Source organism: Streptomyces sp. CBMA156 (assembly GCF_014596515.1).
Taxonomy (GTDB): domain Bacteria; phylum Actinomycetota; class Actinomycetes; order Streptomycetales; family Streptomycetaceae; genus Kitasatospora.
In genome coordinates, this window is the sequence record NZ_MSJQ01000045.1 from 1 (window position 1) to 14,593 (window position 14,593).

Below are 14,593 nucleotides of genomic sequence, written 5' to 3' on the forward strand. Positions count from 1 at the left end.
GTCCGCGCTCGCCAGGCTGGCCGGCTGGGGCCGGGCCGGGGACGCCCACCACGTCTGCCGCCCGGAGCCGGAGGGCACCGGGGCGGTCCGGGCGATCGAGGCCGCGCTCACCCGCGCGGGCGTCGCCCCGGCCGAGATCGGCTACGTCAACGCCAACGGCACCGGCTCCACCCTCGCCGACCGGGCCGAGGCCAACGCCCTGCGAAGAGTGTTCGGCCCGCACACCGACCGCCTGCCGGTCAGCTCCAGCAAGTCCGTGCACGGACACGCCCTGGAAGCCTCGGCACTGCTCGAACTCGCCGTCACCATCGGCGCGTTGGAGACCGGACTACTCCCGGTCAACGCCGGCTGGCTCGGCCCCGACCCGGACCTCGCACTGGACCTCGTCCTGGACGGCCCGCGCGCCGCCCGCCCCCCGTACGCACTCAGCCTCAACTCCGCCTTCGGCGGCGCCAACACCGCGCTGCTGCTGGCCCCGGGATGACGATCACCGCCATGACCACCCCTGCCGACCACACCCACGGACTGCGGATCCTCGCCGAGGCCCGCCGCCCCGCGCCCGGCCTGGACGGGCCCCCGCCACCGCTGCCCGGCTTCGCCGCCTCCGGCTTCAACCCGCTGGTCGCCGACACCGCCGAGCGCTGTCTGCGCGCCCACCACGGCCCGCCGCCCGCCCCCGGACGGACCGCTCTGCTGCTGGCCAGCGCGAGCGGCGACCTGGAGACCGCGCGGGCCATCGAACGGAGCGCCGAACCCGGACAGCGGACCGGACCGCTGCTGTTCTTCCAGTCCAACCCCAACGCCGTCCTCGGATACGTCTCCGCGCGCTGGGGCCTGACCGGCCCCGTCACGGCGATCTCCCTGGCCGAGGCCGAGCCCGGCCGCGTCCCTGCCGAGGCGTTCGAGTTCGCCGCACTGCTGCTGGAGGACGGCGACGCCGACCACGTGCTGGCCATCGCCGTCGAACAGACACCGGACGGGGACCAGGCCGCCGCCGTCCTGCTCGCCGGCCCGCCGACCTGACCCCGGACGGCCGAACCGGGCCGGACCCGAGCCGGACCGGGTCCGGGGGGAAGTGAACCCGCCACCGGCCCCCGGCCGTACCAGTCATCGAGGCCCGACGCCTGACGCAGCCGCACCCGGCACACCAGCGCCCCGCCCGAACCCGCCCGCCGCCCCGTGGCCACCCCGCCGCCCGCGCGGCCGACCGACCTGCCACCTGATCAGCCGCCCGGGCCACCCACCGGCCCCGAGGGAGGGATCCACCCCCGTGACCATCCGCAGCCTCCGCACCCAGCTCGCGGACGACCCCGACGTGGGCGCCGGCAACGTCCTGACCGCCCGGATCGCCCTCGGGCAGGACCTGGACGTGCCGCTGCTCCGCTTCGACACCGCGGTGGACGACCACCCCGCCTGGCAGCCGTTCACCCTGCGCGAGCTGGACCGCGCCGTCCGGGCCCGCGCCGCCGCGCTGCACGGCCTGGGCATCACCCGGCGCGACCCGGTGGTGGTGTACGCGAGCGACGCCGCCGACCACGTGCTCGCCTTCCTCGCCCTGGCCCGGCTCGGCGCCATCCCCGCGCTGCTCAACCCCAACCTGGACGGCGAGCGCGCCGCCCGCTACATCGCCCGCCTCGGCGCGGCCGGCGTCCTCGCCGACCAGGCCCACCTGGACGCGCTGGCCGGTCACGACCCCGGCGCCCCGCTGCTGCCCGAGATCGCCACCCTCGGCGCCGGCGACCCGGACGCGGCACCCGAGCCGTACCGGCACTGGTCCGGCGACCCGGTGGCGATCACCCACTCCTCCGGCACCACCGGAATGCCCAAGGCGGTCGTCCACTCCCACGCGAGCCTGTACGCGGCGATCCGCCACCGGCTGCGACTGCCCCGCCCGCAGGGCCAGGAGCGGATGCTCAGCGCGCTGCCCGCCCCGCACGCCGCCACCCTGATCGCGCTCAACCTCGCGCTCAGCTCGCACACCGAACTCGCCCTGCTCTCCCGGCAGTCCGGCGACGGCGTGCTGGCGGCGATCGAGCGGTGGCAGCCCACCGGGGTGATCGGCTTCGCCGCCACCTGGGCCGACCTCGCCCGCCACGACCTCACCACCAGGGACCTGGCCTCCGTCGCGCTCTGGTGGAACACCGGCGACTGCGCCCACGAGGTGCACATCCGCCGGCTGATCGCCACCGGCAGCCGGGAGACCGTCACCCGGGCCGGCCGCGCCCGCGTCCCCGGCTCCCAGTTCGTGGACGGCCTCGGCTCCACCGAGATGGGGCACTCGCACTTCTTCATCACCCACGGCCCCGGCACCGAGCGCTACGGGCGCTGCGTGGGCCGCCCGCACGCCTTCGTCGACTGCGAGGTGGTCGGCCCCGACGGCGAGCCGCTCGGCCCCGGCGAGGTCGGCGAACTCGCCACCACCTCGCCCACCCTGGCGCTCGGCTACTGGAACGACTCGGCCACCACCTTCCGCACCCGGCTGCGCGGCCGCTTCCTCACCGGGGACCTGATGTACCGGGACGAGGAGGGCTACTACTACCACGTGGACCGGGCCGTCGACTCGGTCGAACTCGGCGGCGGCAAGCGGCTGTTCACCGCCATGTCGGAGGAGCGGGTGCTGGCCGCCTGCCCCGACGTGCTGGACTGCACGGTGGTCGCGGTGCGCGACGGCGAGCACGTGGTCACCGACGTGCTGCTGCTCCTCGCCGCGGACGCCGACCAGGCCGCGGACCGCACCGCGGCGGTCGTCGCCGCCCTGGACGAGGCCGCCGCCGCGACCGTCCGCAAGGTGCTGGTGGTCTCCCCCGACGACATCCCGCTCGGCCCGACCGGCAAGGTCCGCAAGGTCCTGCTGCGGCAGGTCCACCTGGCGGCGGTGGGCGCGTGAGCGGGCGAACCGCCGGGAGGCGCGCGTCGCACCAGGCGACCGCCCAGAGGTCCGCGTCGCACCAGGCGACCGCCGAGCGAAGCGAGGTACCCGCATGAACGCCCGCCCCGGAGCCGTCGTCACCGGCATCGGCCTGGTCTCCCCGCTCGGCCGCAAGCCCGCCGAGGTGTTCGAGGCGCTCACCGCCGGCCGCTCCGGCCTGAGCGCCCTCCCCGAGGGCCACGCCGCCCACGGCTGGCTGCCCGCCGCCGGGCTCGCCCCCGCCGTGGACGGCAGGGAGGTGCTGCCGCCCACCGAGACCCGCTGCGTGGACCGCTTCGTGCTGCTCGCCCTGGCCGCCGCCGACGACGCGCTCGCCGACGCCGGCCTGGCCGTCGGCCGGGACGCCGACCCGCACCGCACCGCCGTGGTGCTGGCCACCGGCGGCGGCGGACTGGAGACCTTCGAGCAGCAGTCCCACCGCCGGCTGGAGCGCGGCCGGCCCGGCGTCAGCCCGTACCTGCTGCCCGGCATGCTCTCCAACATGGCCGCCGCCAGGATCGCCATCAAGCACGGCATCCGGGGCTACAGCTCCGCCGTGGTGACGGCCTGCGCGGCCGGCGCCCAGGCGATCGCCGAGGGGCTGCGGCTGATCCGGGCCGGCGACGCCGACGTCGTGGTGTGCGGCGGCACCGAGTCCTCGCTGCACCCGACCATCGCCGCCGCCTTCACCAACGCCCGTGCCCTGGCGCATGGTTGGGAGGACCCCACGCAGGCCAGCCGGCCGTTCGACAGCCACCGGAACGGCTTCGTGCTGGGCGAGGGCAGCGCCGTCCTGGTCCTGGAGCGGGCCGAGCACGCCGAGGCGCGCGGCGCCGCCGGGTACGCGGACGTCATCGGCTGGGGCGCCTCCACCGACGCCCACCACCCGACCATGCCCCGCCCCGACGGCACCGGCGCCGCCGACGCGATGCGCGCCGCCCTCGCCAACGCGGGCCTCGCCCCGGGCGACATCGACTACGTGAACGCCCACGGCACCGGCACCAAGCTCGGCGACGTCGCCGAGACCGCCGCCCTGAACGCCGTGTTCGGCGCCCGGCCGCCCGCGGTCAGCTCCACCAAGGGCGCCACCGGCCACCTCCTGGGCGCCGCGGGCGCGCTGGAGGCGGCGGTGACCGCCCTGGCGGTGGCCAGGGGAACGCTGCCGCCGACGCTCAACCTCACCGACCCCGACCCGGCCTGCGACCTGGACCACGTCCGGGGCGCCGCCCGGTCCACCCCGGTGCGCGCCGCGCTGAGCAACGCCTTCGCCTTCGGCGGCCACAACCTCAGCCTGATCCTCGGCCCGGCCTCCACCCGGTCGACCCGCTAGCCCTCGCCCGCTGCCGCCGCCCGCCGCCGCGCGGCGGCAGCGCGCCGATCCTCGATCCACCATCCCTCCGGGGGGAGATCCCGTTGTCCATCCAGACCATCACCCATGTCGAGTTCCACTGCGCGGACGCCGACAAGGCCGCGGCCGGCCTCGGCGCCGACCACGGCTTCACCGCCGACGCGCCCGCCACCACGCCGGACGGCGCCCGCACCATCGTGCTGCGCCAGGGCACCATCCGGCTGCACCTGACCTCCGCCGCCGACCCGGAGCACCCGGTGGCCGAGTACGTCTCCCGGCACGGCGACGGCGTCGCCGTCCTCGCGCTCGGCTGCGCCGACCCGGCGGCCGCGCTGGAACACGCCGAGCGGCACGGCGCCAGGGTGCTCGACCGGGCCGGCCGCCTGATCGCCGGCTTCGGCGACACCGCGCTGCGCCTGGTGCCGCTCGGGACGGACGGCCCCACCCCGGAGCCCCGCCTGCTGGACGACCTCGACCACGTCGCGATCTGCCTGCCGGCCGGATCGCTCGCGGACTCCGTACGGTTCTGCGAGGCCGCGCTGGGCTTCCGCACGATCTTCGAGGAGTACATCGAGGTCGGCGAGCAGGCGATGGACTCCAAGGTGGTGCAGAGCCCCTCCGGCGGCGTCACCTTCACCCTGATCGAGCCCGACCCCACCCGGCGGCCCGGCCAGATCGACGACTTCCTCGCCGCCCACGGCGGGGCCGGCGTCCAGCACCTCGCCTTCAGCACCCGCGACATCGCCGGCGCCGTCCGGACCGCCCGGGAGCGCGGCGTGGAGTTCCTCACCACGCCGGGCGCCTACTTCGACGCCCTGGCCGGGCGCGTCGGCGAGACCGCCATCCCGGTGGAGACCCTGCGCGACCTGAACGTCCTGGTCGACCAGGACCACGGGGGCCAGCTGTTCCAGATCTTCGCCCGCTCGACACACCCCCGGCGCACCTACTTCCTCGAACTGATCGAGCGCCAGGGAGCGGGTACGTTCGGCACCGCGAACATCAAGGCCCTCTACGAGGCCGTCGAGCGCCAGAACCCCGACGCCGAACGGCCAGCCCCCGCACATCCGAAGGAGGCCCGTCCGATGACCGCAGCCCCCGGCTTCCGGCGCACCGAGGCCGAACTCGCCCTGCTGCCCACCCCCGAGGAGGTGGCGCACTACCGCGAACACGGCTGGTACCTGTCCCGCAGGCTCTTCAGCGACGAGGAACTGGACGCCCTCCAGGCCGCCACCGAGGAGTACTACGCCGGCCACCGGGACCGCGAACTGCCCGGCCGGCCGCCCCGGCTGGCCTCCTGGCGGCCCGAGGACGGCCCGGTCCAGCGGCACAACGACTACGTGCACTACGAGAGCGACGCCATCGGCGCGATCCTGCGCAAGCCGCTGGTCGGCGCGGTGGCCGCCCTGCTCGCCGGGGCCGAGGAGATCCGGGTCTTCCAGTCGACGCTCATCTACAAGCCGCCGGTGCCCGAGGAGCCCAGCAACCGGGTGCCGTGGCACTTCGACAAGCACTACTGGCAGACCTGCACCTCCGAGGAGATGCTCACCGCCTTCATCCCGTTCCACGACTGCCGCGAGGAGAACGGCACCATCACCATGGTCGACGGCAGCCACCGCTGGCAGGAGCTGCCCTCCGGCGAGGACTCCACCCGGCACTTCGCCGACCGTGACGGCTCCGAGCTGGAGGACATCCTGTCCGCCAACGCCGCCCACAACGGGCAGCAGGTGCGCAAGGTGCCGATGCTGATCCCGCGCGGCCACATCTCCTTCCACCACTGCCGCACCTACCACGGCAGCGGGCCCAACCTGGCCTCGTACCCGCGCCGGGCGGTCTCGCTGCACCTCCAGGACGGCGCCAACGAGTACCGCCGGCACGACCGGGCGGACGGCGAGGCCGTGGTGTACAACCACGACGTGCTGGTGCGTCGCACCGAGGACGGCCGGCCGGACTACGCCGACCCGGAGTTCTGCCCGGCGGTCTGGCGGGGACGGCCGTGACCGCGCCCGCGCACCCGGCCGACGGCCGTCCGGCGCCGGGCGGTCCGGCCCCGCTGGACACCCCGGCCGAGCGCTACCGGATGCTGCGGCTGATCCGCGGCTTCGAGGAGCTGGCGCTCGGCCTGGTGAAGGCGGGCGCGATCCCCGGCGGCATCCACCCGTACATCGGGCAGGAGGCCGTCGCGGTCGGCGTCTGCTCCGCGCTCGGCCCGGCCGACCGGCTCGCCAGCACCCACCGCGGCCCCGGCCACGTGCTCGCCCGGGGCACCGCGCCGCACCGGCTGCTGGCCGAACTCCTGGGGCGGGTCGGCGGGTCGAACGGCGGCCGGGGCGGCTCGATGCACGCCGCCGACTTCTCGCTGGGCATCCTCGGTGCCAACGGCATGGTCGGCGCGGGTGCGCCGATCGCGGTCGGCGCCGCCTGGGCGGCGCGGGACGACTCGGCTGACTCGGCCGACTCAGTGGGTTCGGTGGGTTCGGTGGGTTCGATGGGTTCGGCCGACTCCACCGGCCGGATGCCGGTCGCGGTGGCCTTCTTCGGCGACGGCGCGCTCAACCAGGGCGTCCTGCTGGAGTCGCTCAACCTCGCCGCGATGTGGCGCCTGCCGGTGCTGTTCGTCTGCGAGGACAACGGCTACGCCACCACCCTGCCCGCCGCCACCGCCGTCGCGGGCAGTGCCACCGGACGGGCGGCCGCCTTCGGCATCCCCGCCGAGGAGGTGGACGGCATGGACACCGAGGCCGTCCGCGCCGCCGCGCTGCGCGCCGTCGGGCGGGCCAGGAGCGGCGGCGGCCCCGGCTTCCTGGCCTGCCGCACCTACCGCTACGAGGGCCACCACACCATGGAGCGCCGGATGAAGCTGCGCTACCGCGCCCCCGAGGAGGTCGAGGCCTGGCGCGAGCGCGACCCGCTCCCCAGGGCCGCCGCCCTGCTCGACCCCGCGACGGTCGCCGGGCTGGACCGGTCGGTGGCCGAACAGCTCGCCGCCGCCGAGGAGTTCGCCCTCGCCTCGGAGCACCCTGACCCGGCGGGCGCGCTGGACCACCTGTACGCCGACGGGCTGCGGCCCCGGGCGGGAGTGACACCGTGACCAGGCTCTCGTACACCAAGGCGCTGAACCGGGCCCTGGCCGACGAACTCGCCGCCGATGCCGCGGTCTGCGTCTTCGGCGAGGACATCGGCGCCGGTCTGGCCGGGCCCACGCTCGGCCTGCTGGACCGCTTCGGGCCGGGCCGGATCGTCGACACCCCGCTGTCCGAGCAGGCCTTCACCTCGATGGCGGTCGGCGCCGCACTGTCCGGCCGGCGTCCGGTGCTGGAGTTCCAGATCCCGTCCCTGCTGTTCCTGGTCTTCGAGCAACTCGTCAACCAGGCCCACAAGTTCTCGTTGATGACCGGCGGCCAGGCCAGCGTCCCACTGACCTGCCTGGTGCCCGGCTCCGGCTCCCGGGACGGCTGGGCCGGACAGCACTCCGACCACCCGTACAGCCTGTTCGCGCACGCCGGGGTGAAGACCGTGGTGCCCGCCACCCCGACCGACGCCTACGGCCTGCTGCGCTCGGCGATCCGGGACCCTGACCCGGTCGTGGTGTTCGCGCCCGCCGCCGCGATGCCGGTGCGCGAGACCGTCACCTGGGAACTCGCGCCCGTCCCGCTCGGCCGGGCCCGGATCCACCGCCCGGGCACCGACGTCACCGTGGTCGCCCTCGGGCACCTGGTGCACGACGCCCTCGCGGTCGCCGAGGAGCTGGCGCCGGACCTCTCGGTGGAGGTCCTCGACCCGCGCACGGTGTACCCCTTCGACTGGCAGGCGCTCGCCGACTCGCTGGAACGCACCGGCCGGCTGGTCGTCCTGGACGACTCCAACCGCAGCTGCGGCTTCGGCGCCGAGGTGCTGGCCACCGCCGCCGAGGAGATGCGCCTGGTCGCCCCGCCCCGCCGGATCACCCGCCCGGACGGCGCCGTGCTCCCCTTCGCCCCGGCGCTCGACCGCGCCGTCCAGCCCGGCCGCGAGCAACTGCGGCACGCGCTGGACCTGGTGATGAAGCACCGCTGACCACAGCCGGTCCGACCGAAGACCGACAAAGACCTACCGAAGACCGACGAAGACCGACCGAAGACCGACCGAGGCCATCGGCCCGACCAAGGAGTCGCGTTGTCCGCAAACCGCTATCACTGGGACCGCTCGCACCCCGGCCTGACCAGCCTCCAGCAGGCCATCGACCCGCTGCGCCGCGAGGTGGTCGAGCACTCGGTGTACCGCGCGCTCACCGGCATGGAGCGCGTCCGCACCTTCCTGGGCAGCCACGTCTTCGCCGTCTGGGACTTCATGTCGCTGCTCAAGAGCCTCCAGCGCGACCTCACCTGCGTGGACGTGCCGTGGGTCCCCAACGGCCCGACCGCCAGCCGGCGGCTGATCAACGAGATCGTGCTGGTCGAGGAGAGCGACGAACTCGGCGAGGGCTACACCAGCCACTTCGAGCTGTACGTGGAGGGCATGCGGCAGGCCGGGGCCGACCCGCGGCCGATCGAGGAGTTCCTGGCCCTGCTGGGTTCGGGCACCGCCGTCCCGGACGCCCTGAAGAACGCCGGAGTGCCGCAGCCGGCCCTGGACTTCAGCTCCACCACCTGGTCGATCGTGGAGAACGCGCCGGTGCACTGCCGGGCCGCCGCCTTCGCCTTCGGCCGCGAGGACCTGATCCCGGACATGTTCGCCCAGGTCATCCGGATCGATGACCCGGAGGGCGCGCTCACCGTCTTCAAGGACTACCTGGCCCGTCACATCGAGGTCGACGGTGAGCAGCACACCCCGATGGCGATGCAGATGCTGATCGACCTGTGCGGCGACGACCAGGACAAGTGGGACGCCTGCGCCGAGACGGTCCGCACCGCGCTGCGCGCCCGGCTCCAGCTGTGGACCGCGATCGAGCGGTCCTTCTGACCGGCGGCCCTTCCGGGGCCCGCCGCCGTCGCGGGCCGCACCGGGTGGCCACGGGGAACCGTCCCCGTGGCCACCCGGCTTCGCGTCGTGCGGGGCGGCTCAGACCACCTTGGGCAGCACCCCGGCCGCGGCGGGCGGCTGGTCCTCCGCCCGCCGGAAGCGGTGCAGCGCCGCCCGGCCCTGCGCTCCGCGGACCCGGGCGGCGAGCCTGGCGGGCAGCACGACGGTGGCCAGCCGGCCCTCCCCGCGATACCCCTCGACCGTCCAGCAGACCCACGGGATCGGGTAGTTGGCCGCCGGGCTGAAGAACACCGGGTGCTGCCCCTGGAAGGTCACCGTGTAGACGCCGAAGCCGCTCCAGTTGGAGAAGCTGAACCGGCGTGCCGCCGGGTCGAAGCCCAGCGGCACGCAGTCGCGCAGCCGCGAGCGCCCCAGGGAGGCGAGGAACCACAGGTTGGCGCGGAGGTTGAGGTGCGCGGTCGGGAACTCCTCGACCGCCGTGCGCAGCGCGCCCGCCAGCGCCGCCGGGCCGTCCTCGGGCCGGTGCGGCACGTGGACCTCGCTCAGCAGGTTGCCCACCAGCGCGGGCGGGAGACCGAGCCAGCGGCGGGCGTTGACCGGCACGGTCAGCATCCGCTCGGCGTCGTCCCCGTCCAACTCCCGCAGGGTGCTGACCAGGTGGGCGCAGAGGACGTCCCCGGAGGAGAGCCGCCGGCCGACCGTGGCGCCGAACTCCTCGCTCATCCTGGTCAGTTCGGCGTCGGTGAAGGCGATCTGGACGAGCCGGTTGGCCAGCGGGCCGGTCGCCAGCTCGCGGGCCAGCAGCTCCGCCTCTGCCTCCGAGGGCAGCCGGAAGCCGGGCCGTCCGCAGTCCTCGGCGGGAAGTATCCTGTCCAGCAACTCGTCCTGATCGTCGACGAGTTCGGCCTCCGGAAGCGGTTCGCCCTCGACCGCGGCGGACCAGCTCCGCAACAGCAGCATGAAGCTGTTCAGGTCACCGACCGCGTGGTGCCAGGAGCAGCCGACCACCGTCCCGCCGTCGGCCGTACGGGTCACCCGGACGGTGAGCAGCGGGACGCCCCCGGCGCGCGCGGCGGGGGCGTCCAGCGGGGCGACCAGTTCGGAGCCGGCCGCCGTGGCCCGGCCCATCGCCTCGGCGAGCGTGCCCTCCACGGTGTAGGACTCGAACGGCACGCCGGCGTCGTCGCAGACCGCCTCCAGGACGCCCTCGACGGTGCGCAGCCGGCCGGCGAAGACCGGCACCCGCTCCAGTGCGCGGGCCAGGCCGGCGGCGAGCCGGTCCTCGTCCAGCGGGCGGTCGAAGCAGAGCACCACCGAGACGGCGAGGTCGGCGAGCATGGTGTCCATCAGTCCGCAGCGCAGCACCCGTCCGGTGGCGTGGCCGGCCCGGACGGTCCTGGATCTTCGCAACTGCGGCCAGATGCTCATGGGTTCCGTTCCGAAGCACTCGACGACGACTTCCGGCGACGCACCGCGCGTTCCGCCGAAGCGCCACGCGTTCCGGCAGCGCGCGGCGCGTTCCGGCGGCGCGCGACGCGCGGGCACGCCGAACGATAGTGGCGCGCCGAGGCAGTGGTCCAGTCCAATCCCGCACTTCGGAAGGGCTCTTCGGCCGGGGCGGCGATAGAATGCGCAGCATGGGAGAGCGCCCCGGCGCACCCACCGCGCCGCCCCTCGTGCTGGTCACCGACGCCGACTCGCGGGTGATCGACCCGGCCAGGGCCTACCACCTCGGCCGCGACCCGACCAGCGAGATCGTGCTGGACGACCCCCGGGTCTCCTGGCACCACGCGATCCTGCGCGCCACCGACGGCCACTGGCTGCTGGAGGACGTCGGCAGCACCAACGGCACCTACGACCACGGGCGACGGGTCGACCACGAGGACGTCGGCCCTGGCACCCGGCTGCGCTTCGGCGATCCGGCCGACGGCCCGGCCGCGGCCTTCACCGGCCTGCCCGACCCGGCCCCGGCCCTTGCCCCCGTCCCGGCCCGTACCCCTGCGCCTGCCCCTGTCCTGGATGACCTGCCCGGCGCCCCGGAGCGCCCGTCGCTGGTCGCCCCGCAGGTCTCCGGCACCTTCCGCCGCCCGAGCGCGGTGCTGCGACTGCCCGGCCACACCGTCCGGATCGGCCGCTCGCCCGACAACGACCTGGTCCTGGACGACCTGCTGGTCTCCCGGCACCACGCCGAGCTGCGCGAACTGCCCGGCGGCGGCCGCGAGATCGTCGACCTGAACAGCCACAACGGCACCTACCTCAACGGCCGCCCGGTCCGGCGGGCCCCGGTGGGCCCGGCCGACATCGTCGGCATCGGCCACCGCGCGCTCTGCCGCTGGCCAAGGCGCCCGGGGAGCGGTACCCGAGCTGCCTCGGCTTCGTCGCCGAGCTGCGCGCGGCGGGCACCGCCGCCTCCCCGGCCGCGTGGCGGGCGGACGGGCCGCCCACCCGGGTCGTCCCGGCGCTCGCCGCCCCCGACCGGCCCGCGGTGCCCGAGCCGCCGGCCTGGGCCGTACCTGTCGTCCACCCGCCACCGTCCTCCGCCGCCGGGGGGAGCCGTCCGTCATGAACGCCGTGAGCCAGGTCCTCGCCGTGGTCGCCGCCGCGATCCACCTCGTCGTGTGGCCGCTGGAGAGCTTCCTGTACGGGCATCCACGGGTGCGGCGTCTGCTCACCGGCAGCACCGCGGACGCTCCCGAGGTCCGGCTGTGGCGCGTCAACGTGGGCTTCTACAACCTGTTCCTGGCGCTCGGCCTGGTCACCGGACTGGTCCTGCTGCACAGCGGACACCCGGGGGCCGGCCGGGCGCTGGTGCTGTACGTCGCCGCCTTCATGCTGGCGGGCGGGATCACCCTGTTCGGCTCCGCGCCGAAGCTCTGGCGGGGAGCCCTCGGACAGGCGGTGCCGGCGGCCATCATCCTTCTGGCGGAGGCCTTCTGATCATGCGTCACCCCTGACGCCGGCTCTCCGCCGGGACTACAATCCGCCTACCCCGTGACGGTCACGGCGGCTGACGGGGGTGGGCAGCAGTGGTCAGGATCCCGATCACCGACCGGTACGTCATCAGCCTCGGTTGCAGGGTGAGCGTCGAGCACGGGCCCTCCGTGACGAAGGTCAACTGGAGCGTCACGCACCTGCCGGAGGGCGGCTCGCCCCGGCCGGCCCGCGGGGACCGGGAGATCGGCGTCATCTGCCCGCGCTGCCGGCGCTCGTTCTCGGTCCGGGTGGAGACCCTCACCAAGGCCCGGATCAAGCAGCGCGTCCAGCGGGCGCTGGGCTGGCTGCTGGTCCTCTCGCTCCTGGCCACCATCCCGCTGCTGATCCAGCTGGGCGGCCGGACCGTCGAGGAGGGCGACGACCAGGCGGTCGACAACATCGGCACGCTCTTCCTCCTGGCCGCCGCGGGCGTGATCGTCGGCCCGTCCCTGCTGTTCAGCGCGAGCATGCACGACGGCGTCGGGAAGCTCAGGCTCATCCGGGCCGACGGCCGGAAGACCATGTGGGTGCGGGGCCACCGGCTGTTCTGAGCCGCGCCACCCCTCACCGCGTGCCGGCGGGTGCCCCACCCTCGTCCGTCGACACCCCGCCCTCGTCCGCAGGTGCCTCGCCGCGGTGCCGCACCCGGGTGGCGAGCAGGGCGCCGAGCGCTCCGGTCAGCAGACCCCAGCCGGCCGCGAGCGGCACCGCCGTCCAGAGCACCGGCCGCAGGGTGAGGCTGCCGCCGCCGAGCCCGGCCAGCGGGTTGCGGCCGCCGAGGACGGCGCCGAGCAGGTCGGCCAGGCCGCCCTGGCCGAGGCCCACACCGAGCACCGAGAGCCCGTAGTCGGCGTCCACCCTGGTCCACAGGCCCACCAGCAGCACGGTGACGGCGGCGGCGAGCGCGAAGCGGACGGCGTGCTGCCAGAGCCGGACGGTGCGCGGCGAGCGCAGGGCCGCCAGGAAGGCGGCCGCGAGCAGCAGGACGGCGGCCAGCGGCAGCAGCCACCAGCTGCGCGCGTCCTGCTCCGCGAGGGTGCCGAGGCCGATGGTCGCCTGCCCGCCCCCGGAGGTGCGCAGCACGGCGCTGAGCGGCTCGGGGACGGGCAGGCCGAGCGCGCCGACCAGCCGCCCGTGCCACTCGGCGCCGAGCCCGACGCCGAAGGCCAGCCAGACCAGGTCGGGCAGCGCGAGCAGCACCACGGCCAGGGTCTGCCGGGCGTTGCCGTGCACGATCGCGGTCAGCACCCCGGCCACCGCACCGATCGCCAGGTACGCCAGCAGGACCAGCCAGAGCGCGAACGCGGGCGGACGGACCGCGAGTTGGTGGCGCACCAGGGCGGGCGGCAGCGGGGCGCGCCGGGAGACCGCGAAGGTGAGCGCGAACACCAGCAGCAGCCAGGCCAGCCCGATGCCGACGGTGGTCGGGCCGTCCGCGTGGAAGCCGACCTCCGGGGTGAGTCCGAGCACACTCCCGATCGACTCCGCCAGGTCGCCGCCGAGCGGGACGACGAAGCTGTGCCGGGCGCCGAGGGTGAGCAGCACCAGGGCGAGCAGCCAGAGCAGCAGTGTCCGGCCCATCCGGCCGAGCAGTTCGCCGCCGCCCGCGATCGCGCGGAAGCGCAACTGGCGCAGGAACACCTCGGCCATCGCGACCGCGCCGGCCACCGAGACGCTCAGCGGCATCGCGCTGATCCCGGCGCCGACGGCGGCGAAGTCGCCCGCACCGCCGTCGAGTTCGACGGAGCCGCCGACGGCGAGCGCGAGCGTTGCGGCCAGCACGGCGGGGAAGCCGCCCTCCGGGAGGCCGTCGGCACCGGCCAGCCAGAGGCCGAGCGCGGCCACCGCTGCCATCGCGGCCAGGCCGGCCAGGACGACGGCGAGCGCGTCCAGCCAGCCGCGGACCGCGCCGGGCGGGCCGGGCGGGCCCGCGGCCCGGGTGGTGGGCTGCTGCATGCCGCCTCCTCGTCGCTCGCGGGGTCCCAGCGAGGCTCCGATCCGGTCCCGGTCGGGTCCCGGTGGGTTCCTGGGGGTCCCGGTGGGTTCCTGGGGGTTCCTGGGGGTTCCGGCCGGACGTTCGGCCGGGTGCCGGTCGGGTTCCAGAGTCGCCGACGACCGGCGGGCACGCTCGGCGACGGGCCGCGCACCTGCTGTTGCGGCGAACGGGGCACCAGGAGAGAAATGGAAGCCAGTGGCAGGAGCTTCCCTGGCCGGCCGTGGTCGGCCGGCCGCCTGCGAAACGGAGCCTCGATGACCTCCCAACCGCCTCCGTCCGGCCCGCCGAGCGAACCTCCGCACGGTCCGCCGTCCGGGCCGCTCGCCGGGCCGCCGTCCGGCAGCGGTGCGGCCGGACCGCCCTCCGTGCCCCCGCCGCCCTCGGGCTCCTCGGGGGCCTCGGGGCCGGG

Annotated in this window: 11 protein-coding genes and 3 pseudogenes; 12 read left to right on the forward strand and 2 right to left on the reverse strand. The window is 75.4% G+C overall.

The genetic code is table 11. The features are described 5' to 3' along the window. From BU198_RS03300 to BU198_RS03340, 9 genes and pseudogenes are all read left to right on the forward strand, one after another. Positions 1–484, forward strand: a pseudogene (locus BU198_RS03300) (beta-ketoacyl-[acyl-carrier-protein] synthase family protein); the annotation flags it as partial. A gap of 11 nt (positions 485–495) precedes the next feature. After that, a complete protein-coding gene (locus tag BU198_RS03305; protein ID WP_188295302.1) occupies positions 496–1,023 on the forward strand; it encodes a hypothetical protein in 528 nt (175 codons plus the stop codon). Positions 1,024–1,270: 247 nt separating this feature from the next. Then, entirely contained in the window at positions 1,271–2,887 is a 1,617-nt protein-coding gene (locus BU198_RS03310) for a class I adenylate-forming enzyme family protein (RefSeq protein WP_188295303.1), read from the forward strand. A gap of 94 nt (positions 2,888–2,981) precedes the next feature. Continuing rightward, positions 2,982–4,238 carry a beta-ketoacyl-[acyl-carrier-protein] synthase family protein gene (locus BU198_RS03315; protein ID WP_188295304.1) on the forward strand — a complete coding sequence of 419 codons (1,257 nt, stop codon included), beginning with the start codon at positions 2,982–2,984 and terminating at the stop codon, positions 4,236–4,238. Between the two features lie 83 nt (positions 4,239–4,321). Continuing rightward, positions 4,322–5,299 (forward strand): annotated as a pseudogene (gene hppD / locus BU198_RS44165) (4-hydroxyphenylpyruvate dioxygenase); the annotation flags it as partial. 39 nt (positions 5,300–5,338) lie between these two features. After that, positions 5,339–6,253: a phytanoyl-CoA dioxygenase family protein gene (locus BU198_RS44170; RefSeq protein ID WP_188295311.1), complete on the forward strand. Its 915-nt coding sequence runs from the start codon at positions 5,339–5,341 to the stop codon at positions 6,251–6,253. Continuing rightward, positions 6,250–7,344: a thiamine pyrophosphate-dependent dehydrogenase E1 component subunit alpha gene (locus BU198_RS03330; RefSeq protein ID WP_317619940.1), complete on the forward strand. Its 1,095-nt coding sequence runs from the start codon at positions 6,250–6,252 to the stop codon at positions 7,342–7,344. The genes BU198_RS44170 and BU198_RS03330 overlap by 4 nt, the downstream gene beginning before the upstream one ends. Further along, positions 7,341–8,309 (forward strand): alpha-ketoacid dehydrogenase subunit beta, encoded by a 969-nt coding sequence (locus tag BU198_RS43680; RefSeq protein ID WP_188295305.1) that lies wholly within the window; start codon positions 7,341–7,343, stop codon positions 8,307–8,309. The genes BU198_RS03330 and BU198_RS43680 overlap by 4 nt, the downstream gene beginning before the upstream one ends. A 99-nt stretch (positions 8,310–8,408) precedes the next feature. Then, entirely contained in the window at positions 8,409–9,194 is a 786-nt protein-coding gene (locus tag BU198_RS03340) for a DUF3050 domain-containing protein (RefSeq protein WP_188295306.1), read from the forward strand. Positions 9,195–9,293: 99 nt separating this feature from the next. Here the strand turns inward: BU198_RS03340 and BU198_RS03345 are convergent, their stop codons facing one another. Next, a complete protein-coding gene (locus BU198_RS03345; protein ID WP_188295307.1) occupies positions 9,294–10,643 on the reverse strand; it encodes an acyltransferase in 1,350 nt (449 codons plus the stop codon). 209 nt (positions 10,644–10,852) lie between these two features. Here BU198_RS03345 and BU198_RS03350 point away from each other — a divergent pair. The 3 genes and pseudogenes from BU198_RS03350 to BU198_RS03360 all read left to right on the forward strand — a co-directional run. Next, positions 10,853–11,545 (forward strand): annotated as a pseudogene (locus BU198_RS03350) (FHA domain-containing protein); the annotation flags it as partial. A 232-nt stretch (positions 11,546–11,777) separates the two neighbouring features. Then, a complete protein-coding gene (locus BU198_RS03355) occupies positions 11,778–12,152 on the forward strand; it encodes a DUF1304 domain-containing protein (protein ID WP_188295308.1) in 375 nt (124 codons plus the stop codon). An 89-nt stretch (positions 12,153–12,241) separates the two neighbouring features. Next, positions 12,242–12,739: a hypothetical protein gene (locus BU198_RS03360; protein WP_188295309.1), complete on the forward strand. Its 498-nt coding sequence runs from the start codon at positions 12,242–12,244 to the stop codon at positions 12,737–12,739. Positions 12,740–12,752: 13 nt separating this feature from the next. On the opposite strand, the gene BU198_RS03365 is transcribed toward BU198_RS03360, so the two are convergent. Then, on the reverse strand, positions 12,753–14,144 hold the full coding sequence (locus BU198_RS03365; protein WP_188295310.1) for a streptophobe family protein: 1,392 nt from the start codon (positions 14,142–14,144) through the stop codon (positions 12,753–12,755). Positions 14,145–14,593 lie beyond the last annotated feature (449 nt).